Source organism: Streptomyces amakusaensis (assembly GCF_039532665.1).
Taxonomy (GTDB): Bacteria; Actinomycetota; Actinomycetes; order Streptomycetales; family Streptomycetaceae; genus Streptomyces; species Streptomyces amakusaensis.
In genome coordinates this window covers 140,428-163,704 of the sequence record NZ_BAAASB010000002.1, presented here as the reverse complement: position 1 = coordinate 163,704, position 23,277 = coordinate 140,428, and the positions used below count along the sequence as shown (strand labels likewise).

Genomic DNA, 23,277 nt, shown 5'->3' with positions numbered 1-23,277 from the left:
GCTCCGCCCCGGTCAGTGCCTGGGCGCGTTACGGGACCGCTGCACCCTCGTGGTGCGGCGGTCCTTCGCGTTCCAGCAGGCCTTGTGCCAGTGCCTGCGGTCGTCCACTCCCCCGTGCTCCGGCCAGGCCACCACATGCGGAACGCTCGCCGGGATCTCCTGGTCGCAGCCCGGGCAGCGATAGCGCTTGCCCTGGGCGCTCGCCCCGGCGACATGGCGCAGCGACCACTCCTCGCCCTGCCAGGACTCGGTGAGGCCGAACCCGCCGTAGCGGTCGCCCGGTTCACCGGACTGCGGGGAGAGCTTGTCGCCGCCCTTGGGGCGGTTGCGGCGCGGGGACACGAGTACACCTCACGGGGCAAGTGGGACGTTTCCTTCTCGACCAGCCTAGGGCCTGGGCAAGCGGGTACACGTCCGGTGTGCCACGGGAGGGCCGCTCCTGACGGGGCGGTTACCGGAAAATCGCAAGAACTTTACGAGAGGCCGTGCCCCTGGCACGTGTCGGGCGTTGATGCCGGTGGGGGGAGTGACGCGTCGGCCGCAAGGAGGCAGAAGGCTATGCGCGTGGGAACGTTCGTACTGGCGGCGCAATTTCCGGGCCAGGGACAGGGAGAGGCACTGCATCGGGCGGTGCGCTCCGCCGAGGTGGCGGAGGAGTCGGGGCTCGACGCGGTGTGGCTCGCCGAGCATCATTTCGTGCCGTACGGCGTGTGCCCGTCGGCGGTGACGCTCGCCGCGCTGCTGCTCGGCCGCACCCGGCGGATCAGGGTGGGCACGGCGGTGAGCGTGCTGCCCACCGCGCACCCGGTGGCACTCGGCGAGCAGGCGGCGCTGCTGCATCTGACCAGCGGGGGGAGATTCTCGCTGGGGGTGGGCCGGGGCGGGCCCTGGGTCGATCTGGAGGTCTTCGGAGCCGGTCTCGCGGCCTATGAGACGGGGTTCGCGGACTCGCTGGACCTGCTGCTGGACTGGTTGCGGCGGCCCTCCGTCGCCGGCCGCTCGCAGCGGTACTCCTTCCGCGAAGTGCCCGTGGTGCCCCGGCCGGACGAGCTGATCGGCGGGCCCGAGCGCCCCGAGGTGATCGTGGCGTGCACCTCGCCCGGGAGTGTGCGCCTCGCCGGTGAGCGGGGGCTGCCGATGCTGCTCGGCATGCACTGCGGCGACGAGGAGAAGGCCGAGATGGTCGCCCTGTGGCGGCGGAGCGCCCTGGCGGCGGGCCGTGCGCCGGAGGAGGTCGCGACGGCCGGTCATGTGTCGGCGGGAGTGGCCCAGATCGGCCGCAGCGCGGCGGAGGCGGGCGAGACGCTGCTGAAGTCGATGCCCGGCTGGTTCCGGCAGGGCCTGGACGCGCATATGACGGTCGACGGCCGGGCGCGGGTGATGCGCGACCCCGTCGCCTATACGGAGCTGCTCTGCCGGCTCCACCCGGTGGGCCCGCCGCGCCTCGCCGCCGACCGGCTGGCGGCGACCGCCGAGCGCACCGGCATCCGGCGGTTCGCGCTGCTCACCGAGGGCTCGGGCGATCTCACGGCGACGGAGGAGAACGTCCGGCGGCTGGGCGAGGATGTGCTCCCGCTGCTGGGCTGAGCCGCCCCGGGAGCCGACCCGGACCGCCGGGCCGGCTCCCGGGCGCACCGCCGTCAGTCGCGCCTCCCGCGACCCGGAGCGGCGACCCAAGTCCTCAGCAGTCGCGCAGTTCGGGCGACTGGTTGAGCAGCTGCCCGCGTACCGAGGTGAAGCGGGCCAGTCGCTCGTCCACCGAGGAGTCCAGCGGGAACACCGCGACGCGGTGGCAGTTCTGGAAAGCGAGCCGTACTCCGAAGTGCCGTTGCAGCGCGCCGCGAATCGCGTCACTCGCGAGCGCGCGCAGCAGTTGGCCACGTGCCTGCTCGTCCGGCGGAGGCGTCTGGTTGTCGGCGAAGTCGCCGCCGTCGACCTTCAGCTGTGCCACCAGCGAACTGATCATCTCCCATGCGTAGGGCAGGGAGGTCCGGACGCAGTCGACGAAATCTGCTTCGTCGACCTCGCCTCGCTCGGCCTGCTCCAACAGCGCCGGTGAGACGTCGAGCGACATGGGTACTCCTCTCGCGACCCCGGGACCGGGGCCTTACGGGCGGGGAAGAAGGCACGCCGAAAACACCCAAAACGCCATCATGTGCATGACGTACAACGACGCAGAGTGCGCAGCCGACGACCTCCCGCATCCACGGTAAGTGCGCGATCCATGGCGCACCAGGAGATTGAGCGGACAACCGGCCAGAAAGGAACAGGTACAAGCTGGACGGGCCAGAGGGTCTCCGTCAGGCGCGGTGGTCGCCCACAGCGGGAGTGCGTAGGGAGAATCGCGCGCGGGGGTCTGCGTCGAGTAGCGTTGCCGACCATGCGCCTTGTCATCGCCCGCTGCTCCGTGGACTACGCGGGACGGCTCACCGCCCATCTGCCCTCAGCCCTCCGCCTGATCCTCATCAAGGCGGACGGCAGCGTCTCCATCCACGCGGATGACCGGGCGTACAAACCACTGAACTGGATGTCCCCGCCCTGCACGCTCAAGGAGGGCGACGGCAGCGTCTGGACGGTCGTCAACAAGGCCGGCGAGAAGCTGATCATCACCATGGAGGAGGTCGTCCATGACTCCTCGCACGAGCTGGGGGTGGACCCCGGGCTCATCAAGGACGGCGTGGAGGCGCACCTTCAGGAACTGCTCGCCGACCGGATCGAGACCCTGGGCGAGGGGTACAGCCTGATCCGCCGGGAGTACCCGACGGCGATCGGCCCGGTGGACATCCTGTGCCGGGACTCGGACGGCGGCACGGTCGCGGTGGAGATCAAGCGGCGTGGCGAGATCGACGGCGTGGAGCAGCTGACCCGCTATCTGGAGCTGCTGAACCGCGATCCCCATCTCGCCCCCGTGAAGGGCCTGTTCGCGGCTCAGGAGATCAAGCCGCAGGCGCGGGTGCTGGCGACGGACCGGGGCATCGGCTGTGTGGTGCTCGACTACAACGCGCTGCGGGGCATCGAGGACGACAAGCTCAGACTGTTCTGAGCCCGCCCGCGCGAAGACGCGGCGGACGGAAGTGGCCGACGGCCCCGGAGGCATCGCCCCGGGGCCGTCGGCGTACCCGGAGGCTCAGGCGACCGGGGCGGAGGGGGTCCCGGCGGGGGTCGGTGCGATCGGCGCGCTGCCGGTGGTCTGGGTGCCGTCGTCGTCGGTGGCCGTGGGGGTGGGCGCGGGCGTCGTCGGCCTGGTGGTCTTGGTCGGCCGTATGGTCGGGGTGGGCCTGGCGGTGGGGGTGACCGTGGCCGTGGGCACGGTGGTCGGGCCGCCCGTGCCGGTCGGGCTGCCGGTGCCGGTGGTCGACGCCGGGGCGCTGGGCCGGGTGGTGGGCGCGTCCGAGGTGCTCTGGCCCGGCCGCGGGGTGGTGCCGGCCGTGGGGGTGGTGGTGGCCGACGCGGACGGCGTCCCCGTCACGGGTACGGCGCTGCCCCGGGGGACGGCCGTCGCGCCGGTGGTGGCGGCCGGGACCGCGCCGGGGACGCTGGGCCGGCGCTCGCCGGGGTCGGTGGCGGGTTCGTCCGCCTCCAGACCGCCGGGGGGCTCCTCCTCCTCGACCGACTGGCCGTTGCCGACCTTGCCGCCGCTCGGCGGCTCCTTCTCGTCCGAGACCGCGCCGAGGGTGACGGCGGTGCCCAGGACGGCCACGAGCAGCGCGCCCGCGGCGGCGGCGACCAGATTGCGGCGGGTGCCGAGCAGCACGCGCCTGCGGCGGGCCCAGGCGCTCTGTCCGGGCGGCGGCTGGTACGGGACGAAGGTCCGGGGCACCTCCACGGTCCCGGAGACCACCGGGAAGGGGCGGGTGCCCGGGGCGGCGGCGGCGCGGTCCGCCCCGGCGACTCCGGCTCCGGCTCCGGCTCCGGCTCCCGCTCCCGTTCCGGGCGGCAGCGCGGCCATCGCGGGCGGCGAGGAGAGCGCCGGACGGGTGGCGGGCACCCGGGCGGTGGGGGCCTCGGCGGAGCCGGTGAGGGAGGCCGAGGGCACCCGTCCGTTCTCCCGGTCGTCGACGAGGGTCAGCGCCCGGCGTCCGGCGACCGTGCCGCTCTTGTCGGCGAGCACTCCGCGCATGCCGATCGAGGTCTCCAGCTCGGCGCGCGCCCGGTCCAGCCGGTCGGTGCTGAGCGCCAGGATGCCCAGCTCATGGTGGAAGTAGGCCTCCTCGGCCACTTCGCCCGCCTTGCGGGCGGCTTCGGAGCCGGTCCGCAGGACGCGTTCCCACGCGCCCCAGTGGAGTCCGGCGGCGAAGGCGGGCGCGGCGCCGCGGGCGAGCAGCACGGCGGCGCTCGGGTGCCCGCTCCCGTCGCTGGTGACCAGGGCGGTGAGCGCGGCCACGACGGCGTCCGCCTCGGCGCAGGCCCGCTCGGGGGTGACGGAGGGGTGTCCGACCCACCAGGTGTAGTGCTGGGCGGCGGTGTGGGCGTGGGCGGCGGACTCCTCCGCGTACCCCTTCTCGACCAGCTGGGCGCGGACGCCGGCCGCGAGCCGGTAGCGGACGCCGACCGGGGAGAGGAGGCCGCAGTCCATCAGCTCGCCGATCGCGGCGTCGGCGTGGGTGTCGCCGACGAGGGCGGGCAGCTGCGCCTGGTGGGGCACCTCGCCGCCGAGCGCGACGGCGAGGCGCAGGGTCTGCCGGGCGGCCTCGCCGAGCCGGGAGGCGAGCAGTGGCGCGGGGGCCGCGCCCTGTCCCAGGGTGGGCAGGGCGACCTCGGTCCCGTCGACGCCCTCCGGGGGCGCGAACGCCTCGAAGGCGTCGGGGTCCTCGCGCAGCCGCTCGCGGAGTTCGTCGCGCTGCCGCAGCAGCGCGCCGGCCTGGACGAAGCGCAGCGGCAGGCCCTCGGACTCGAACCAGAGGTCTCCGGCCCAGTTGGCCTCGTCCTCGGCGAGCGGGCGGTCCACGGAGCGGCGCAGCAGCTCCAGGGAGGCGCTGCGGCCGAGTCCGGTGAGGACGACCTCTTCGAGGTGGGCGTCGGCGGCGGGTTCGGGGGCGTCGGGGAGGGCGGCGAGCAGGAAGGCGCACTCGGGGGCCGAGTCGAGCAGCTCGCCGAGGGCCGCGCCGCCGAACTCCAGGTCGTCCAGGACGACGATCGCGCCGATGTCGGCGATCCGCTCGGGGAGTTGGGCGCGGCCGGGGCGGTGGCGCGGGGAGCGGTGGACGGCCGCGAAGAGTTCGTACAGCAGGTCGGTGGCGGTGCGGTGGCGGCCGTTGAGCCGGACGACTCCGTCGGGCGCGAGGTCGGCGCACTCCTCGGCGACGAGGTCGAGCAGGGCGGTACGGCCGGAGCCGGCGGGCCCGGTGACGCGCAGGGAGCGGCCCCGGGCGAGGAGTCGGGTGATCCGCTCGCGCTCCTCGTCGCGCTCCAGCAGCGCCGGCCGGGGCGCGGCGGGTCCCGCGGGTGCGGGCGGCTGGGCGGCGCGCTGGTGTTCGGCGCGCTCGGCCGCGGTGCGGCGGACGGGCGGCGCGGGGTGGTCGGCGGCGTCGGGCACGCTGGGCGGGCAGGGTTCTATCTCGCTGCCGTCGACGGGGTTGACGGTGAGCAGGAAGTCACCGGCGACGATCCGCACGGTACGGGCGAGCGGCGGCGCGGACTGTCCGAAGTCGGGCGCGCCGGGCTCGCGCGACGGCCGCTTCGGCCCCGCGCCCTCGCCGAAACTGTCGTGGTCCATGGTCCAAGCCCCCAGATGCGCTTCGCATAGGTTCGTCCCCGCCGGGGCTCGGTGGGAGCCCGTGGCGGAGCCTCGCGCGAAGGCCCCTCCCGAGTCTCTCCGCGCGCCCGGACGCCGCTTCGGTCCGGTGCTCCTGCCGCGTGGGTCGCCCGAAGCGGTGTGTCGCGAGTGACTCGTCGGAGCGTCCCGTACGGCGGCAGACGAACGAAACCCTAGACGCTGGCAGGGTATCCCTGATGCGGCGGGGTGCCGGCCCGTCCGCGACGTCACGGCTTCATGAGAATTGTGAGGTCGCGAACGGGCGGGTACGAGGTGGGCGGAGGCGGCCCGGGACGGGCCGGGACGGCCCGGGGCGGTCAGACCCGGGGCAGCGACTCGGCGGCGAGACCGCCCTCGATGGCGAGGATGCGGTGCAGCCGGGTGGCCACCAGCAGCCGCTGCATCTGCGGCGGCACACCGCGCAGTACGAGCCTTCTGCCGCAGCGGCCTGCCCGGCGGTGGGCGCCCATGATGACGCCGAGCCCGGTGGCGTCCCAGGAGTCGAGGCCGGTCAGATCGAGCACCAGGTCGCCGTCTCCGTCGTCGACCGCCGAGTGCAGGACCGTACGGGCGTCCGCCGCGCTGCGGACGTCGAGGCGGCCCCCGACGACCAGCTCGACTTGGTCGCCCCTGATGTGCATATGCGCTCCCCGAGAGTGCTTCAGTGCCCAGTGGATGTGTGATGGGCCGCGTCGGTGCGACGGCCCGCGCAGGCTGTCGCACTTCTTCTTGCCTCAACTGACGGCCTGAAGGGCACCTCAGTTGCTGTTTGTAAGCGAACCGATACCGAAATCACTCCGTAGGGTGATACCGGCGGACGCCGGAGGGCCTTCACCGGCCGCTCAGTAGGTGTAGAAGCCCTGCCCGCTCTTGCGGCCGATGTCCCCGGCGTCCACCATCCGGCGCATCAGCTCCGGCGCGGCGAACTTGGTGTCCTGGGACTCGGTGTAGATGTTCCCGGTGGCGTGGAGCAGGATGTCGACCCCGGTGAGATCGGCGGTGGCGAGCGGGCCCATGGCGTGGCCGAAGCCCAGCCGGCAGGCGGTGTCGATGTCCTCGGCGGAGGCCACGCCCGACTCGTAGAGCTTGGCGGCCTCGACGACCAGCGCCGAGATGAGCCGGGTGGTGACGAAGCCGGCGACATCGCGGTTGACGACGACGACGGTCTTGCCGACCGACTCGGCGAACTCCTTCGCGGTGGCGAGGGTTTCGTCGCTGGTGCGGTGGCCCCGGACCAGTTCGCACAGCTGCATCATCGGCACCGGCGAGAAGAAGTGCGCGCCGACGACCCGCTCCGGACGGTCCGTCACCGCGGCGATCTTGGTGATCGGGATGGCGGAGGTGTTGGAGGCGAGCACCGCGTCCTCGCGGACGATGCGGTCGAGCGCGCGGAAGATCTCGTGCTTGACCTCGAGCTTCTCGAACACCGCCTCGACGACGACGTCGGCGTCCGCGACGGCGTCCAGATCGGTGGTGGTGGTGATCCGGGCCAACGCGGCGTCGGCGTCGGCCGCTTCCATTCTGCCCTTGGCGACGAAACGGTCCCAGGAGTTCTTGATGGTGTCGGTGCCGCGGGTCAGGGCCTCGTCGGTGATGTCGCGCAGAACGACGTCCCAGCCCGCCTGGGCCGAGACCTGAGCGATTCCGGAACCCATGAGTCCGGCTCCGATGACGGCGAGCTTCCTGGCCACAGCGACACCCCTTAACGACTGTTTACATTTCGCCTCTCGGCCGGAGATTAGCGGCCGGAAGGGGTCAAGTGGCGGCTAAGAGATGCGCGTCACGTCTCACATGACGGACATCACATCGGGAGGAGCGCCGGGGGGCGCGCCGGGCCGGTCGGGGCGGGGGGTTGTGCCGGGCCGGGGGCGGGTCTCACTACGCTGGCCCCATGGTCAATCTGACGCGCATCTACACCCGTACCGGCGACCAGGGCACCACGGCGCTCGGTGACATGAGCCGGACCGCCAAGACCGATCTGCGGATCTCCGCGTACGCCGACGCCAATGAGGCGAATGCCGTGCTCGGCACGGCGGTCGCGCTCGGCGGGCTGGCGGACGAGGTGGTCGAGGTCCTCGTCCGGATCCAGAACGATCTCTTCGACGTGGGCGCGGACCTCTCCACGCCGGTGGTGGCGGAGCCGAAGTACCCGCCGCTGCGGGTCGAGCAGTTCTACATCGACCGGCTGGAGGCCGACTGCGACCGCTTCCTGGAGGAGTTGGAGAAGCTCCGCAGCTTCATCCTCCCCGGCGGCACCCCGGGAGCGGCCCTGCTCCACCAGGCCTGCACGGTGGTGCGGCGGGCGGAGCGCTCGACCTGGGCGGCGCTGGAGGTGCACGGGGAGACGATGAACCCGCTGACCGCCACGTATCTCAACCGCCTCTCGGACCTGCTCTTCATCCTCGCGCGGACGGCGAACAAGGAGACGGGCGACGTGCTCTGGGTGCCCGGCGGCGAGCGCTGAGCCACTGACGGCGGCGGGCTCGCGGGCAGGCGCTAGCGGCGCTCCACCCGGACGGGCTCGCGGTCCTCGGCCCCCTCGCCGGGGTCGCGGCGGGGCCAGACCAGGTAGGACAGCGCGATCAGTCCGTGAATGCCCGTCACCTTCCACGCCTGGCCGATCCAGCCCTCCAGCGAGCCCGAGCGGCTCGCGTCGCCCACGTACCAGATCGCCAGCAGGAGCAGTCCGGTCGCCACCGCCGCGCCGATCAGGGTGCCGAGCCAGACCTTGCCCTCGTGGGCGGCGCGCGCCATTCCGTACCGGGGCGGCTGGAGCGGGGGCGGCGCGCCGCCGAAGCGGTGGGCGGCGTGGCCGTCGAGCCAGCGGACCGTGCGATGGCCGTGGCCCACGGTGTAGCCGATGTAGAGCGCCGCGAGGCCGTGCGTCCAGCTCGGCTCGGCGCCGTTCTTCAGGTCCACCGCCGTGGCGATGAGCAGCACGACCTCCAGCAGCGGCTCGCACAGCAGCAGGGCAGCGCCCAGCCGGGGCATCTTCAGCGCGTACCGCGCGCCCAGTCCGGCGGCCAGCAGCACCCAGAAGCCCACCTCGCAGACGATGATCAGCGTGACGATCACGGGACTTCTCCTCTCTCCTCCCCCAGGCTTTCGCACCCCGGGCCGCCCGGCGTCGTCGGCAGTGAGGAGAGTGGACTGCATACTTCGATGTACTCGCAGCTCAGCCCGGTCGGGGAGGCCCTGGGAACGATGGCCGTGTTGGATGGACGAGTGACCTTTCCCCGCCCCCACCGCGACGACGCCGTCATGATCGCCGCCGCCTTCCTCGGCGGTGTGCTGCTGTGGTCCCTCGGCGTCTACAACGAACCGGGCAGCGATCTCCTGCCGGCCTGGGCCGCCCTGGTGCCGCTGGCGGTGATCAGCGTCCAGGAGCTGTTCCGCAGATCGATGCCGCTCACCACGCTGCTGGTCGGCACGGCGGTTCTGATCGCCGACCAGTTCACGGTCGGGAACCTCTTCACGGTGCTGCTCTTCACCGACAGCGTGTACGTGGCGGTGGCGTACGGCTCCCCCGCCGTCGCCCGCCGGGTCCCGGTGATCGCCGGGCTGCTCTCGGTCGCCGCCGCCATCAGTCTGCTGGTGTTCTTCCGGAACCCCACCGCGCTCTTCCTCGGTGTGATCGTCGGGATGGTCGTGCTCAGCCCGGCCATCACCGGGGCGGTCGTCCGCAACCACCGGGAGGCGGCCGACGCGGCGCGGCTGCGGGCCGAGCAGACCGCGCTGCTCGCCGAGATGGACCGGGTCCAGGCGGTGACCGCCGAGCGCGGGCGGATGGCGCGCGAGCTGCACGACGTGGTCGCCAACCATCTCTCCGCGATCGCCATCCACTCCACGGCCGCGCTCTCGCTGAACGACCCCGGGACCTCCCGGGAGGCGCTCGGGGTCATCCGGGAGAACAGCGTCGCCGGGCTCGCGGAGATGCGGCGGCTCATCGGGCTGTTGCGGGACCGGGCCCAGGACGACCGGCCGGCCGCCGCGCCCACGCTCGCCGGGGTGGAGTCGCTGATCGACCAGTTCCGCGCCAACGGCACGGCCAGCGGACTGACCTTCGCCCTGGACGACCGGCGCGAGGAGGGCGTGACCCTGCCCGCGCCGGTGGAGCTGGCGGCCTATCGGATCGTGCAGGAGTCCCTGACCAACGCGCTCAAGCACGCCGAGCCCGGCGAGGTGCGCATCGCCATCGGCCACGGCGGGGGCCGGGCGCTGACCGTGACGGTCACCAGCCCCTTCGGCCGCCGTCCGGGCCCGCGCGCGCCCGGCTCGGGGGCCGGTCTGGTGGGCATGCGGGAGCGGGTGGCCCTGCTGTCGGGCGGGATGGAGGCGGGCCCGGTGGCCGGCCCCGCCGACGGGCCCGAGAAGATCTGGTGCGTACGGGCCGTGCTGCCCGTGCGGGACGAGAGCGAGGAGTACTCCGCATGACATCGGAAGTACGCCATTCAGGGGACGCGGCGCAGACGGGGCGCGTACGTGTACTGGTCGCGGAAGACCAGAGCGCTGTACGTGCGGGGCTGGTGCTCATTCTGCGCAGCTCGGCGGAGATCGAGGTCGTCGGCGAGGCGGCGGACGGCGAGGAGGCCGTGCGGATGGCCCGGGAGATCCGCCCGGACCTGGTGCTGATGGACCTTCAGATGCCCCGCCTCGACGGGGTGTCGGCGACCCGGCAGATCGTCTCCGAGAGGCTCGCGGACGTTCTGGTGCTGACCACATTCGATCTGGACGAGTACATCTTCGGCGCGCTACGGGCCGGGGCCTCGGGCTTTCTGCTGAAGAACACCGAGGCCGCCGACCTGCTGGCGGCGGTGCGCACGGTGGCGCGCGGCGAGGGGCTGATCTCCCCGGCGGTCACCCGCCGGCTGATCGCGGAATTCGCCGCGCCGCACCGGGTGCGCTCCCCCGACGCGCCTGACCCCGCGATTCTCGACGCGCTCACCCGGCGCGAGCGCGAGGTGCTGCACTGTCTGGGCGAGGGGCTGTCGAACGCCGAGATCGCGGTACGGCTGAGGATGGCCGAGGCCACGGTGAAGACCCATGTCAGCCGCTTGCTGGGGAAGCTGGATCTGCGCAGCAGGGTGCAAGCGGCGGTACTGGCGCAGGAATTGGGGATCTGAGGGGGATCCGACGGGCTGTTCCACGCCAGCATGCCGCCTTTGGTCTGGACCTATTGACGATTGGTCCAGACCTTCCTACTCTCACCGCTACGCACGCTGCGGTGAGCCACGCGGAGTGCGGAGCGCACGGCACGGCACGGTCCCACCCCACTGTCAGGACCTCCTCAAGGAGTACCCGTGAGCACTCAGCCCCCACCCTCGCACGGCCTCAGACGACCCGCCCCACCGGGAGCGAGGCTCTCCGTCCGATCGAAGATCATCGCGTCGCTGACCGCGCTGATCCTCCCGCTGGCCGCTCTGGTCGGCCTCGCCACCCCCGCCCAGGCCGCCACGTCCGCCACCGCGACGTACGCCAAGGCCTCCGACTGGGGCAATGGCTTCGAGGGCAAGTGGAGCATCAAGAACACCGGCACCACGGCCATCAGCGCCTGGACCGTCGAGTGGGACTTTCCCGCCGGCACCCGGGTGACGTCCGCCTGGGACGCCGATGTGACCAACGTCGGCAACCGCTGGACCGCCAAGAGCAAGTCCTGGGCCGGCGCGCTGGCCCCCGGCGCCACGGTCACCTTCGGCTTCAACGGCACCGGCACCGGAGCCCCGTCCAACTGTAAGCTCAACGGCGGCTCCTGCGACGGGGGCACGGTCCCCGGCGACGACCCGCCGAGCGCCCCCGGCACCCCCACCTCCAGCAATGTCACCGAGACCGGTGTGACGCTGGCCTGGACCGCCGCGACCGACGACAAGGGCGTCAAGAACTACGACGTCTACCGTGACGGCACCAAGGTCCACACGACCACCGGCCTCACCTTCGCGGACACCGGCCTGACCAAGGCCACCGACTACTCGTACACCGTGCAGGCCCGCGACACCGCGGACCAGCTCGGACCGCTCAGCGGCGCGCACCAGGTCCGCACCAGCGGCACCGTGAACCCCGGCTCCAAGATCAAGATGGGGTACTTCACCCAGTGGGGCGTCTACGGACGCAACTTCCACATCAAGAACCTGGACACCTCCGGGACCGCCGCGAAGATCACCCACATCAACTACGCCTTCGGCAACGTCCAGGGCGGCAAGTGCACGATCGGCGACTCCTACGCCGACTACGAGAAGGCCTACACCGCCGACCAGTCCGTCGACGGCGTCGCCGACACCTGGGACCAGCCGCTGCGCGGCAACTTCAACCAGCTCCGCGAGCTGAAGAAGAAGTACCCGCACATCAAGGTGCTGTTCTCGTTCGGCGGCTGGACCTGGTCCGGCGGCTTCACCCAGGCCATGACCAACCCCACCGCCTTCGCCGAGTCCTGCTACCAGCTGGTCGAGGACCCGCGGTGGGCCGATGTGTTCGACGGCATCGACCTGGACTGGGAGTACCCGAACGCCTGTGGTCTGACCTGCGACAGCAGCGGGCCGGCCGCCATCAAGAACATGATGCAGGCCTTCCGCGCCAAGTTCGGCCCGAACAACCTGCTCACCGCCGCCATCACCGCCGACGCCTCCAACGGCGGCAAAATCGACAAGGCGGACTACGCGGGCGCCGCACAGTACATCGACTGGTACAACGTGATGACGTACGACTTCTTCGGCGCCTGGGCCGCCAAGGGCCCGACGGCACCGCACTCGCCGCTCACGGCCTACCCCGGCATCCCGCAGGACGGCTTCAACTCCGCGGCGGCGATCAACAAGCTCAAGGCCGGCGGCATCCCGGCCAGCAAGCTGCTGCTCGGCGTCGGCTTCTACGGCCGGGGATGGACGGGCGTCACCCAGGACACCCCGGGCGGCACCGCGACCGGTCCGGCCACGGGCACCTACGAGCCCGGCTTCGAGGACTACAAGGTCCTGAAGAACACCTGCCCGGCCACGGGCACCATCGGCGGCACCGCCTACGCCAAGTGCGGCAGCAACTGGTGGAGCTACGACACCCCGTCCACGCTCACCAGCAAGATGAGCTGGGTCAAGAGCCAGAACCTCGGCGGCACCTTCGCCTGGGACTTCAGCGGCGACACCACCAACGGTGAGCTGATCACCGCGATCAACAACGGTCTGCAGCCCTGACCCCGGAACGCGCACAACGGCGGGCACCCGCCCGTGAGTGATCGACACCGGGCTTGACCGGAGCCGGTGGCACAGAGAAGGGGCCGGGGAGATCCCCCGGCCCCTTCGTGCGTCGTACGGTCGTGACGACCGGTCGTCACGGCGGGACGGCCGTCACGGCGAGACGGCCTCAGGCCACATTCACCCGCTGGCCGGGGGGCGCGGCCTCCAGCCAGGCGAGGAAACCGGTCAGCGCGTCCTCGCTCATTGCCAGCTCCAGCCGGACGCCCCGGTGCAGACAGCCGAGCACCACCGCGTCGGAGAGCAGAGCCAGCTCCTCCTCGCCCTCGGGGGTGCGGCGGGCCACCACCTCGATCGCGGAGCGCTCCAGGATCCGGCGCGGCCGGGGGGCGTACGAGAAGACCCGGAACCACATGACCTGGTCACCGCTGTAGCGGGCCACTCCGTAGACCCAGCCCTTGCCGTTGGAGGGCTCGGCGGCGGACTCGGGACCGGCGTCGGGGTCCTCGGGGAGATTCCATCGCAGGGAGCAGTCGAACGTACCGCCGGAGCGCTGGATCAGACGTCTGCGCAACCCGAAGACGAACAGCGCGATCCCCACCAGGGCGACCAGCGCCAGGACGCTCACCAGCACCGCGAGGAACATGTCCATCGACCTCCTCGCATCGTCCTCGTCCCCAAACGCCGTTCGACAAACACCTGCATTGCCTCAGCCGCGGTCCGGTCTGGAGTCTCCAGTCCGGGCCGCGGCTGAGGGTGACGACTGTCGGCGGGTGCTAGCGCACCGCCACCGCGCGCAGTCGGACATCGGCGCGACGCTCGGCGGCGGCGTCCGAATCCGACTTGGCGCGCTCCAGCGCACGCTCGGCGCGCTGGGCATCGATCTCGTCGGCCAGCTCGGCGATCTCCGCCACCAGCGACAGCTTGTTGTCGGCGAAGGAGATGAAACCGCCGTGCACAGCGACGACGACCGTGCCGGCTCCCTCGGGGGAGCTGGTACGGATGGTCACCGGGCCCGACTCCAGCACACCGAGCAGCGGCTGGTGACCGGGCATGACGCCGATGTCGCCGGATGCGGTGCGTGCGACGACCAGGGTGGCCTCACCGGACCAGACCTTACGGTCCGCGGCGACCAGCTCGACATGCAGCTCAGCAGCCAAGAGGGGCTCCTCGGGTCACCACCCGGCGATGATGCCGGGTGTTGGGTCAAAGTCTAATGGGGCGCCGGACGCCGAAGCGCCGGGGCCCGTCCTCCGGCATTTCGCTGCCGGAGCCCCCGGTCCCGTCCGGCCGCGTCGAAGGCGGCCGGCCGGGTTCCGGGATTCACAGGAGGGGCGTACGCGGGGGGCGGGGCGGAATCCGTCCCGCCCCCCGCGCCCGAGTCCGAAGACTCAGGAAACGCCCAGCTCCTTGGCGTTGGCCTTGAGGTCCTCAATGCCACCGCACATGAAGAACGCCTGCTCGGGGAAGTGGTCGTACTCTCCGTCGCAGATCGCGTTGAACGCGGCGATCGACTCGTCGAGCGGCACGTCCGAGCCGTCCACACCGGTGAACTGCTTGGCGACGTGGGTGTTCTGCGACAGGAATCGCTCCACCCGGCGGGCACGGTGGACAGCGATCTTGTCCTCCTCGCCCAGCTCGTCGATGCCGAGGATCGCGATGATGTCCTGGAGGTCCTTGTACTTCTGCAGGATCCCCTTGACGCGCGTGGCGGCGTCGTAGTGCTCCTGCGCGATGTAGCGCGGGTCCAGGATGCGGGACGTGGAGTCCAGCGGGTCCACGGCCGGGTAGATGCCCTTCTCGGAGATCGGACGGGAGAGAACCGTCGTCGCGTCGAGGTGGGCGAAGGTGGTGGCCGGGGCCGGGTCGGTCAGGTCGTCCGCGGGGACGTAGATCGCCTGCATCGAGGTGATCGAGTGACCGCGCGTCGAGGTGATGCGCTCCTGGAGGATACCCATCTCGTCCGCCAGGTTCGGCTGGTAACCCACCGCGGAGGGCATACGGCCGAGCAGGGTGGACACCTCGGAACCGGCCTGGGTGTACCGGAAGATGTTGTCGATGAAGAAGAGAACGTCCTGCTTCTTCACGTCGCGGAAGTACTCCGCCATCGTCAGGCCGGCCAGGGCGACGCGCAGACGGGTGCCCGGGGGCTCGTCCATCTGGCCGAAGACGAGCGCCGTCTTGTCGATGACGCCCGACTCGCTCATCTCGTCGATGAGGTCGTTGCCCTCACGGGTGCGCTCACCGACACCGGCGAACACCGACACACCGTCGTGGTTGTTGGCCACACGGTAGATCATTTCCTGGATCAGCACGGTCTTGCCGACACCGGCACCACCGAACAGACCGATCTTTCCACCCTTGACGTACGGGGTGAGAAGGTCGATGACCTTGATGCCGGTCTCGAACATCTCGGTCTTCGACTCGAGCTGGTCGAAGCTCGGCGCCGTGCGGTGGATCGGCCAGCGCTCGGTGACGTCCTTGTTCGTCTCGGGGTGGTTCAGAACCTCGCCGAGGGTGTTGAACACCTTGCCCTTGGTGAAGTCACCGACGGGCACCGTGATGCCCGCGCCGGTGTTGGTCACCGTGGCCTGGCGGACCAGACCGTCGGTGGGCTGCATCGAGATCGCGCGGACCACACCCTCACCGAGGTGCTGGGCGACCTCAAGGGTCAGAACCTTGAGCTTGCCGTCCTCGGCCGGGTCGGCCACCTCGACGGTCAGCGCGTTGTAGATCTCCGGCATCGCGTCGACGGGGAATTCCACGTCGACGACCGGGCCGATGACCCGGGCGACGCGGCCCGTGGCAACGGCCGTCTCAACTGTCGTCGTCATTACTTGTCACTCCCCGCGGTCGCGTCGGCCAGGGCACTGGCTCCACCGACGATCTCGCTGATTTCCTGGGTGATTTCGGCCTGGCGGGCCGCGTTGGCAAGCCGGGAGAGGCTCTTGATCAGCTCCCCGGCGTTGTCGGTCGCCGACTTCATCGCGCGGCGGGTGGCGGCGTGCTTGGAAGCAGCGGCCTGAAGCAGCGCGTTGTAGATCCGGCTCTCGACGTAGCGCGGCAGCAGGGCGTCGAGGACGTCCTCCGCCGACGGCTCGAAGTCGAACAGCGGAAGGATCTCGCCCTTGGTACCACTGTCCTCGGCGGCCGCCTCAAGGCTGAGCGGCAGCAGCCGGTTCTGCACCGGCGTCTGCGTCAGCATCGAGATGAACTCGGTGAAGACGATGTGGAGCTCGTCCACGCCGCCCTCGGCCGTGTCCTGCTGGACCGCCGCGATCAGCGGAGCCGCGACCTTCTTGGCGTCCGCGTAGGTCGGGTTGTCGGTGAACCCGGACCACGACTCCACGACCTTGCGCTCGCGGAAGTTGTAGTACGAGACACCCTTGCGGCCGACGATGTAGCTGTCGACCTCCTTGCCCTCGCTCCGGAGCCGCTCGTTGAGCTGCTCCGCCGCCTTGATGGCGTTGGCCGAGTAGCCGCCGGCCAGACCGCGGTCGCTCGTGACGAGCAGAACCGCGGCACGGACCGGAGTCTCGGCCTCAGTGGTGAGCGGGTGCTTGGTGTTCGACCCGGTCGCGACCGCGGTCACCGCGCGGGTGAGCTCGGTCGCGTACGGAGTGGATGCCACCACCTGGCGCTGCGCCTTGACGATGCGCGAGGCGGCGATCATCTCCATCGCCTTGGTGATCTTCTTGGTCGCGGTGACGGATTTGATGCGACGCTTGTAGACCCGGAGCTGGGCTCCCATGAGTCAGGTCCCTTCCGTCGTCACTTGGCCGAGCTGACCGGCGCGTCTTCGCCCAGAAGCTTGCCGTCCGAGGTCTCGAACTGACGCTTGAAGGCGGCGATCACATCGGCGATGGCCGTCAGGGTGTCGTCCGACATCTTCGCGCCCTCGGCGATGCTGGTCAGCAGTTCCTTGCGCTCGCGGCGCATGTGCTCCAGCAGCTCGGACTCGAAGCGGCGGATGTCCTCGACCGGGACGTCGTCCATCTTGCCGGTGGTGCCGGCCCAGACGGAGACGACCTGCTCCTCGACGGGCATGGGCTGGTACTGAGCCTGCTTGAGCAGCTCGACCATGCGCTTGCCGCGCTCCATCTGCGCCTTGGAGGCCGCGTCCAGGTCGGAACCGAAGGCGGCGAACGCCTCCAGCTCGCGGTACTGGGCGAGGTCCACGCGCAGACGGCCGGAGACCTGTCGCATCGCCTTGTGCTGGGCGGAGCCACCGACGCGGGAGACCGAGATACCGACGTTCAGCGCCGGGCGCTGGCCCGCGTTGAACAGGTCGGACTCCAGGAAGCACTGGCCGTCGGTGATGGAGATGACGTTGGTCGGGATGAACGCCGAGACGTCGTTGGCCTTGGTCTCGACGATCGGCAGACCGGTCATCGAACCCGCGCCCATCTCGTCGGAGAGCTTCGCGCAGCGCTCCAGCAGACGGGAGTGCAGGTAGAAGACGTCGCCCGGGTAGGCCTCACGGCCCGGCGGGCGGCGCAGCAGCAGCGACACGGCGCGGTAGGCGTCGGCCTGCTTCGACAGGTCGTCGAAGATGATCAGGACGTGCTTGCCGGCGTACATCCAGTGCTGGCCGATGGCCGAGCCGGTGTACGGCGCCAGGTACTTGAAGCCGGCCGGGTCGGACGCCGGGGCGGCGACGATGGTCGTGTACTCCAGGGCGCCGGCCTCCTCCAGCGCACCGCGCACGGACGCGATGGTGGAGCCCTTCTGGCCGATGGCGACGTAGATGCAGCGCACCTGCTTGTTCACGTCGCCCGAGCGCCAGTTGTCGCGCTGGTTGATGATCGTGTCGACGGCCAGGGCGGTCTTGCCGGTCTGGCGGTCGCCGATGATCAGCTGACGCTGACCGCGGCCGATCGGCACCATCGCGTCGACGGCCTTGTAGCCGGTCTGCATCGGCTCGTGGACCGACTTACGGACCATGACGCCGGGGGCCTGCAGTTCGAGGGCGCGGCGTCCCTCGGTCTCGATCTCGCCGAGGCCGTCGATCGGGTTGCCGAGCGGGTCGACGACGCGACCCAGGTAGCCCTCGCCGACGGCGACGGACAGGACCTCGCCGGTACGGGTGACCGGCTGTCCCTCCTCGATGCCGCTGAACTCGCCGAGGACGATCGCACCGATCTCCCGCTCCTCAAGGTTGAGGGCGAGTCCAAGGGTGCCGTCTTCGAACTTCAGCAGCTCGTTCGCCATGGCCGAGGGCAGTCCCTCGACCTTGGCGATACCGTCGCCGGCCACGCTGACCGTACCGACCTCCTCGCGCGAGGCCGCGTCCGGCTTGTACGACTGGACAAAGTTCTCCAGCGCGTCCCGGATCTCCTCCGGCCGGATCGTGAGCTCCGCCATCTGGGTTCCCTGCTCTCCTTGTTGGGCCCGAAGTTTCTTAAGGGGGTCTGGGGGCCGACCCCCAGGAATCTTCTGCAATCTCTGCACGGCCCAACCGGGCCGCTGGTACTGCTCTGCCTGTTTGTTCAGTTGATGGCGGCGTCAGCCGGCCATGCGGCGGGTCGCCTCTTCGAGACGCTCCGCGATCGTGCCGTCGATGAGCTCGTCACCGACCCGCACCGAGATCCCGCCGAGGACCTCGGGGTCCACGTCCAGGTTCAGATGCATCTGCCGGCCGTACACCGTGGCGAGGACGGCGCCGAGGCGCTGCTTCTGCCGGTCGGTGAGGGGCACGGCGGACGTGACGACCGCGACCATCCGGTCCCGGCGCGCCGCGGCGAGCTTGGACAGGGAGTCGAGTCCCGCTTCCAGGCTACGTCCACGGGGCGCGGTGACGAGACGGACGACCAGACGCTCGGTGACCGGGTTGGCCCGGCCGCCCAGCAGGCTGCGCAGCAGCTCCGCCTTGGCGGCCTTGGTGGCCGAGCGGTCGGTGAGCGCGGAACGCAGACCCGGGCTGGAGTCGACGATCCGGCCGAACCGGAACAGCTCGTCCTCGACGTCGTCGAGCGATCCCGACTTCTGGGCGGCGGTGAGGTCGGCGGTGGACGCCAGTTCCTCAAGACCGTCGACCAGGTCGCGGGAGCGCGACCAGCGAGCACGCACCGTGCCGGAGACCAGATCGGCGGTCTCGCCGCCCACCTGGCCGCTCAGCAGCCGGCCCGCCAGCTCGGCCTTGGCCTCGCCGGGCTGCGCCGGGTCGGTCAGGACCCGACGCAGCGAGACCTCGCGGTCGAGCAGCGCGGTGACGGACGCCAGCTCCTCGGCGAGCTTCGCCGCGTCGACGGACGTGTTGTCCGTCAGCGCGTCGAGGGCCTCGCGTGCGGCAGCCAGTGCCTCACGGCTCGCGCCGTTCATCGGGTCGCCTCGGCCTTCTCCTCGAGCTCGTCGAGGAAGCGGTCGATGGTGCGGCTCTGGCGGGCGTGGTCCTCGAGGGACTCACCGACGAGCTTGCCGGCCAGGTCGGTGGCGAGCTTGCCCACGTCCTGGCGGAGCGCGGCGGACGCCGCCTTGCGGTCGGCCTCGATCTGGGCGTGACCGGCCGCGATGATCTCCTCACGCTGCCGCTGGCCCTCGGCCTTCATCTCCGCGATGATCGCGGTGCCCTGCTCGGTCGCCTCCTGGCGCAGCCGGGCGGCCTCGTGACGGGCTTCGGCGAGCTGGGCCTTGTACTGCTCCAGTACGCTCTCGGCCTCGGTCTTCGCCTCGTCGGCCTTCTCGATGCCGCCTTCGATGGCTTCCCGACGCTCTTCCAGAACCTTGTTGATGTTCGGGAGGAGCTTCTTCGAGAGGAAGAAGAAGACGATGGCGAACGCGATCAGGCCGATGATGAGCTCGTCGAGATGCGGGAGAAGCGGAGGCTGCTCCTCCACCGCCGCAAGGTTGAACGGGATCACATCAGTGCCTTCCGTGAAAAGAGATGGGCTGTCGATCGGCTTACTTGAAGACGAAGCCCATGACGATGCCGATGAGGGCGAGCGCCTCACAGAAGGCGAAACCCATGATCTGGTTGGTACGGATCAGACCGGCGGCCTCGGGCTGACGGGCGAGGGCCTGGGTACCGTTACCGAAGATGATGCCGACGCCGATGCCGGGGCCGATCGCGGCGAGGCCGTAGCCGACAGCGTTGACGTTGCCGGAGACGGCGTTCTCGGCGGCGAGGGTCTGGAGAGCGGACATGCCGGTTCTTCCTTCTCTTTCAATGTCCCGATGGGGGTTGGCCATCGGTCGACTGCGGGTCTTGAGGGGGTGAGGCTGGCTCAGTGGTGCTCGGAGAGCGCGCCCTGGATGTAGCTGGAGGCCAGGAGCACGAAGACGTACGCCTGGACGGCCTGGATGAAGAGCTCGAAGACGAGCATCGCCAGGACCATGACGAACGAGGCACCGGCGTAGACGAAGCCGATGCTGTTCATCAGGTAGTAGGTCGCCAGGGTGAACATCACGATCAGCATGTGTCCGGCGAACATGTTCGCGAAAAGTCGGACAGCGTGCGTGAACGGGCGGATGATCAGGTTGGAGAAGAACTCCAGGACCATCACCAGGGGAAGGATCGCTCCCAGGTTCTTGTCATAGCCGAGAATGTTCTTCCAGCCGCCTGCGAAGCCGTGCTTCTTGAAGGTCAGGCTGATCCACAGGACATAGACGATCAGGGCGAGACCGGCCGGGAAGGCGATCAGCGACGTGACCGGGAACTGGGCGAACGGAATGATCGACCAGAGATTCAGGATCCATACGAAGAAGAACAGCGACACCATCAGCGGGACGTATTTCTCGCCGTCCTTCTTGCCGATGATCTCGTAGACAACGCCGCGGCGGACGAAGTCGTACCCGGCCTCGCCAACCATCTGCAGCTTGCCCGGCACGAGCTTCGGCTTGCTGAAAGCGGCCCAGAAGAAGCCGACGATCAGGAAAGAGCCGAGAAATGCCAGCAGCATCGGCTTGGTGAACTCGAAGCCCGACACCGTGACGATGGGCTCGTACATGAACGTGTGCAGGCCCGGCGCTGGGAACCCGCACCCGGTGAAGATCTGACAGTTCGGGTCGAAGGCGAGCATCTGGGGGTCAGCACTCACCGCGGGCTCCTTCAGCGTGGCGCATGGGTACGGCAACCTCGTTGTGTCGGCGCGGCGCGCAGCCGCGGTTCGGCACTGGACTGGTGTTACGGATGTGAGGGCGGCTGGCGGGCATGGAGCCTCGCGAATGAGCAGGCGTCAGCTCAGATGCCCGCGCCCGCTGTGCCGCAGTAGTTGGCACCGGACGATAGCAGGATCGCGAACGGCTCTTTATACCGGCCCTACCCTTCACGACGGAGAGCCCGTCTTCTGGGCCTTTTCGGCCTTCGAAGACTCGGGTTCGACGTACATGATCTTGGCCTTCATGTAGTACCTGGCCTGGGCCGCGACCCAGACGATGGTCGCCGCGAGCAACGAGAAGGCGAAGGCCTTGAAGTCGAACAGGGTGGTGCCCTTGAGCAGGGCCATCAGCATGAAGAGCAGCAGCAGCTGCGCCATGTAGAGCATCAGCCCCATGGCCTGGAACAAGTGCGGGAGTGACTTGGCCGTCCGCTGAAGGACCACCATGCCGATTCCCATGAAGCCGATGACCACCAGCGTGCCGATGATCGCGCCGAGCGCTCCCTTGCCACCGGCGAGCACAGCGCTGACCACGGTGGCGATGACGCCTGTGGCGGCTGGGGGCACGGCGATGTGAAGGAATGTGCGGGCGTCGTTTGACGGCATGGCGGCAGCTCCGCTTCCTGGAGGAATGGCAGTGGTGTGTCGTCATGGACGAGCGTAATCCGGATCCGAGTCGAGTCCTCGGGGCCAACAGACCGTCGCACCACGGTCTTTCGGCTCTGTCGCCGGTTCTCGTGAACGGTATCACAAACTATTTGATGAGGTCTTTACCCAGGCGTGTGCCACCTATCACACATGAGAGCTAATGCGCCCGTCTGTGCACGGAATCGGCACAGACTTGTGTGGTATTGCACAGGGAAAGCGGGAAACGTCAGCCGCGGGTTCCGGCCTTCCTCCGGTCGGAGGTCCGTGAGCGCGAACCGAGCGCGGTCGCCCCATTGACGCCCGACTGAGCCTGTGCATGCTCCGGAGTACCGGAGGGTGCCGCCGGAGCCTCAGAGGCGCCCTCAGGCGCGCCCTGGGGCGCTTCCTCGGGGGCGTCCGGGGCCGGCGGGGCAGCGACGATTTTGCGCCGCCGGTACCGGGGCGGGACGAACGACTCGGCCCAGCGCGGGGCGCGCGGGGTGAACCTCGGCAGCAACAGCAGCACCAGCCCCACCGCGCTCATGCCCACGATCACGATCACGATCCACAGGGAGGCCGAGTGGACGGAGTAGCCGACCACTCCGAACGCGATCAGCGCCGACCAGAAGTACATGATCAGCACCGCACGGCTGTGGGAGTGACCGATCTGGAGCAGCCGGTGGTGCAGATGCCCCCGGTCGGCCGCGAACGGCGACTTCCCGTTCCAGGTGCGGCGCACGATCGCCAGGATCAGGTCGGCGAGCGGGATGGCGATGATCGTCAGCGGCAGCAGCAGCGGGATGAAGACCGGCAGGGCCGCGTGGGTGCCCTCGCGGTCGCCGCCCTCGAAGAGCTTCAGGACGTCCATGTCGACCTGGCCGGTGATCGAGATGGCGGCGGCGGCGAGCACCAGACCGATCAGCATCGATCCGGAGTCGCCCATAAAGATCCGTGCGGGGTGCATGTTGTGTGGCAGGAAGCCCAGGCACATGCCCATCAGGATGGCCGTGAAGAGCGTCGCCGGGGCGGCCGCCTCGATGCCGTGGCTCACCGAGAGCCGGTAGGCGTAGAGGAAGAACGCGGCGGCGGCGATGCAGACCATGCCGGCGGCCAGACCGTCCAGACCGTCGACGAAGTTCACCGCGTTGATCGTGATCACGACCAGGGCGACGGTGAGCAGGGTGCCCTGCCCGTCGCTCAGGGAGACCATGCCGACGCCGGGGACCGGAATCCACAGGATCGTCAGACCCTGCATGACCATCACACCGGCGGCGATCATCTGGCCGCCGAGTTTGATCAGGGCATCGATCTCGAATTTGTCGTCGAGTACACCGATGATCCAGATCAGGGCCGCGCCGGAGAGGAGCGCGCGCGGCTCGCTCGACACCTCGAAGACGCTGTTCAGATTCTGCAGATGGTCGGCGACCAGCAGCCCCGCGCAGAGACCGAAGAACATGGCGATGCCACCGAGCCGCGGAGTCGGTTCTCGGTGTACGTCGCGAGCGCGGATCTCCGGCATCGCGCCGGTCGCGATCGCGAACTTTCGCACCGGTCCGGTCAGCAGATAGGTCACCGCAGCCGTGACACAGAGCGTCAGCAGATAATCACGCACGGGCTGCCCCAC

23 protein-coding genes are annotated in these 23,277 nt (G+C 70.0%); 6 read left to right on the top strand and 17 right to left on the bottom strand.

What is annotated here, in order from left to right; all coding sequences use genetic code 11:
* Positions 1 to 12: 12 nt before the first annotated feature.
* Positions 13 to 342, bottom strand: coding sequence for an ATP/GTP-binding protein (locus ABD371_RS03310; protein WP_190123313.1), 330 nt, complete (start codon positions 340 to 342; stop codon positions 13 to 15).
* A gap of 216 nt (positions 343 to 558) precedes the next feature.
* Between ABD371_RS03310 and ABD371_RS03305 the strand changes: the two genes are divergently transcribed.
* A complete protein-coding gene (locus tag ABD371_RS03305) occupies positions 559 to 1,587 on the top strand; it encodes an LLM class flavin-dependent oxidoreductase (protein ID WP_344472459.1) in 1,029 nt (342 codons plus the stop codon).
* Positions 1,588 to 1,681: 94 nt separating this feature from the next.
* Here the strand turns inward: ABD371_RS03305 and ABD371_RS03300 are convergent, their stop codons facing one another.
* Positions 1,682 to 2,074, bottom strand: a complete 393-nt coding sequence (locus ABD371_RS03300; protein ID WP_190123311.1) for an SCO5389 family protein — start codon at positions 2,072 to 2,074, stop codon at positions 1,682 to 1,684.
* Positions 2,075 to 2,380: 306 nt separating this feature from the next.
* Here ABD371_RS03300 and nucS point away from each other — a divergent pair, with 306 nt between their 5' ends.
* Positions 2,381 to 3,043 (top strand): endonuclease NucS, encoded by a 663-nt coding sequence (gene nucS, locus ABD371_RS03295; RefSeq protein WP_190123310.1) that lies wholly within the window; start codon positions 2,381 to 2,383, stop codon positions 3,041 to 3,043.
* Positions 3,044 to 3,127: 84 nt separating this feature from the next.
* Here nucS and ABD371_RS03290 read toward each other — a convergent pair whose 3' ends face one another.
* The 3 genes from ABD371_RS03290 to ABD371_RS03280 form a co-directional block, all read right to left on the bottom strand.
* Positions 3,128 to 5,716, bottom strand: a complete 2,589-nt coding sequence (locus ABD371_RS03290; protein WP_344472456.1) for an ATP-binding protein — start codon at positions 5,714 to 5,716, stop codon at positions 3,128 to 3,130.
* 356 nt (positions 5,717 to 6,072) lie between these two features.
* Positions 6,073 to 6,396, bottom strand: a complete 324-nt coding sequence (locus ABD371_RS03285) for an STAS domain-containing protein (RefSeq protein WP_190123308.1) — start codon at positions 6,394 to 6,396, stop codon at positions 6,073 to 6,075.
* Positions 6,397 to 6,597: 201 nt separating this feature from the next.
* Entirely contained in the window at positions 6,598 to 7,446 is an 849-nt protein-coding gene (locus ABD371_RS03280) for a 3-hydroxyacyl-CoA dehydrogenase family protein (RefSeq protein WP_344472453.1), read from the bottom strand.
* Between the two features lie 200 nt (positions 7,447 to 7,646).
* Here ABD371_RS03280 and ABD371_RS03275 point away from each other — a divergent pair, with 200 nt between their 5' ends.
* A complete protein-coding gene (locus ABD371_RS03275; protein ID WP_344472452.1) occupies positions 7,647 to 8,219 on the top strand; it encodes a cob(I)yrinic acid a,c-diamide adenosyltransferase in 573 nt (190 codons plus the stop codon).
* Between the two features lie 32 nt (positions 8,220 to 8,251).
* Here ABD371_RS03275 and ABD371_RS03270 read toward each other — a convergent pair whose 3' ends face one another.
* Positions 8,252 to 8,830: a hypothetical protein gene (locus ABD371_RS03270; protein ID WP_344472450.1), complete on the bottom strand. Its 579-nt coding sequence runs from the start codon at positions 8,828 to 8,830 to the stop codon at positions 8,252 to 8,254.
* A 150-nt stretch (positions 8,831 to 8,980) separates the two neighbouring features.
* Here ABD371_RS03270 and ABD371_RS03265 point away from each other — a divergent pair, with 150 nt between their 5' ends.
* The 3 genes from ABD371_RS03265 to ABD371_RS03255 all read left to right on the top strand — a co-directional run bounded on the left by ABD371_RS03265 (position 8,981) and on the right by ABD371_RS03255 (position 12,930).
* Complete coding sequence (locus ABD371_RS03265; protein ID WP_344472448.1) at positions 8,981 to 10,189, top strand: sensor histidine kinase; 1,209 nt, start codon at positions 8,981 to 8,983, stop codon at positions 10,187 to 10,189.
* On the top strand, positions 10,186 to 10,878 hold the full coding sequence (locus ABD371_RS03260; RefSeq protein ID WP_344472446.1) for a response regulator: 693 nt from the start codon (positions 10,186 to 10,188) through the stop codon (positions 10,876 to 10,878). The genes ABD371_RS03265 and ABD371_RS03260 overlap by 4 nt, the downstream gene beginning before the upstream one ends.
* 177 nt (positions 10,879 to 11,055) lie before the next feature.
* Positions 11,056 to 12,930 carry a glycoside hydrolase family 18 chitinase gene (locus tag ABD371_RS03255; protein WP_465270020.1) on the top strand — a complete coding sequence of 625 codons (1,875 nt, stop codon included), beginning with the start codon at positions 11,056 to 11,058 and terminating at the stop codon, positions 12,928 to 12,930.
* Between the two features lie 169 nt (positions 12,931 to 13,099).
* On the opposite strand, the gene ABD371_RS03250 is transcribed toward ABD371_RS03255, so the two are convergent.
* From ABD371_RS03250 to ABD371_RS03200, 11 genes are all read right to left on the bottom strand, one after another.
* Positions 13,100 to 13,576, bottom strand: a complete 477-nt coding sequence (locus ABD371_RS03250) for a DUF2550 domain-containing protein (RefSeq protein ID WP_344473183.1) — start codon at positions 13,574 to 13,576, stop codon at positions 13,100 to 13,102.
* Positions 13,577 to 13,706: 130 nt separating this feature from the next.
* Complete coding sequence (locus ABD371_RS03245; RefSeq protein ID WP_190123301.1) at positions 13,707 to 14,090, bottom strand: F0F1 ATP synthase subunit epsilon; 384 nt, start codon at positions 14,088 to 14,090, stop codon at positions 13,707 to 13,709.
* Between the two features lie 231 nt (positions 14,091 to 14,321).
* A complete protein-coding gene (atpD, locus tag ABD371_RS03240; protein WP_344472444.1) occupies positions 14,322 to 15,764 on the bottom strand; it encodes a F0F1 ATP synthase subunit beta in 1,443 nt (480 codons plus the stop codon).
* Positions 15,764 to 16,681, bottom strand: coding sequence for a F0F1 ATP synthase subunit gamma (locus ABD371_RS03235; protein WP_190123299.1), 918 nt, complete (start codon positions 16,679 to 16,681; stop codon positions 15,764 to 15,766). Before ABD371_RS03235 ends, atpD begins: the two co-directional genes overlap by 1 nt.
* A 20-nt stretch (positions 16,682 to 16,701) precedes the next feature.
* Positions 16,702 to 18,294 carry a F0F1 ATP synthase subunit alpha gene (gene atpA, locus ABD371_RS03230; RefSeq protein WP_344472441.1) on the bottom strand — a complete coding sequence of 531 codons (1,593 nt, stop codon included), beginning with the start codon at positions 18,292 to 18,294 and terminating at the stop codon, positions 16,702 to 16,704.
* A 141-nt stretch (positions 18,295 to 18,435) separates the two neighbouring features.
* Entirely contained in the window at positions 18,436 to 19,251 is an 816-nt protein-coding gene (locus ABD371_RS03225) for a F0F1 ATP synthase subunit delta (protein WP_344472439.1), read from the bottom strand.
* Positions 19,248 to 19,790, bottom strand: coding sequence for a F0F1 ATP synthase subunit B (locus tag ABD371_RS03220; protein WP_344472437.1), 543 nt, complete (start codon positions 19,788 to 19,790; stop codon positions 19,248 to 19,250). The genes ABD371_RS03225 and ABD371_RS03220 overlap by 4 nt, the downstream gene beginning before the upstream one ends.
* A gap of 40 nt (positions 19,791 to 19,830) precedes the next feature.
* Positions 19,831 to 20,073 carry an ATP synthase F0 subunit C gene (gene atpE, locus ABD371_RS03215; RefSeq protein WP_344472436.1) on the bottom strand — a complete coding sequence of 81 codons (243 nt, stop codon included), beginning with the start codon at positions 20,071 to 20,073 and terminating at the stop codon, positions 19,831 to 19,833.
* A gap of 80 nt (positions 20,074 to 20,153) precedes the next feature.
* The gene (atpB, locus tag ABD371_RS03210) at positions 20,154 to 20,966 is read right to left on the bottom strand and encodes a F0F1 ATP synthase subunit A (protein WP_190123296.1); all 813 of its coding nucleotides are present in this window, start codon (positions 20,964 to 20,966) and stop codon (positions 20,154 to 20,156) included.
* Between the two features lie 228 nt (positions 20,967 to 21,194).
* Complete coding sequence (locus ABD371_RS03205; protein ID WP_344472433.1) at positions 21,195 to 21,632, bottom strand: Cg1360 family ATP-synthase-associated protein; 438 nt, start codon at positions 21,630 to 21,632, stop codon at positions 21,195 to 21,197.
* Positions 21,633 to 21,900: 268 nt separating this feature from the next.
* The gene (locus tag ABD371_RS03200; protein ID WP_344472431.1) at positions 21,901 to 23,265 is read right to left on the bottom strand and encodes an MraY family glycosyltransferase; all 1,365 of its coding nucleotides are present in this window, start codon (positions 23,263 to 23,265) and stop codon (positions 21,901 to 21,903) included.
* Positions 23,266 to 23,277: the final 12 nt, after the last annotated feature.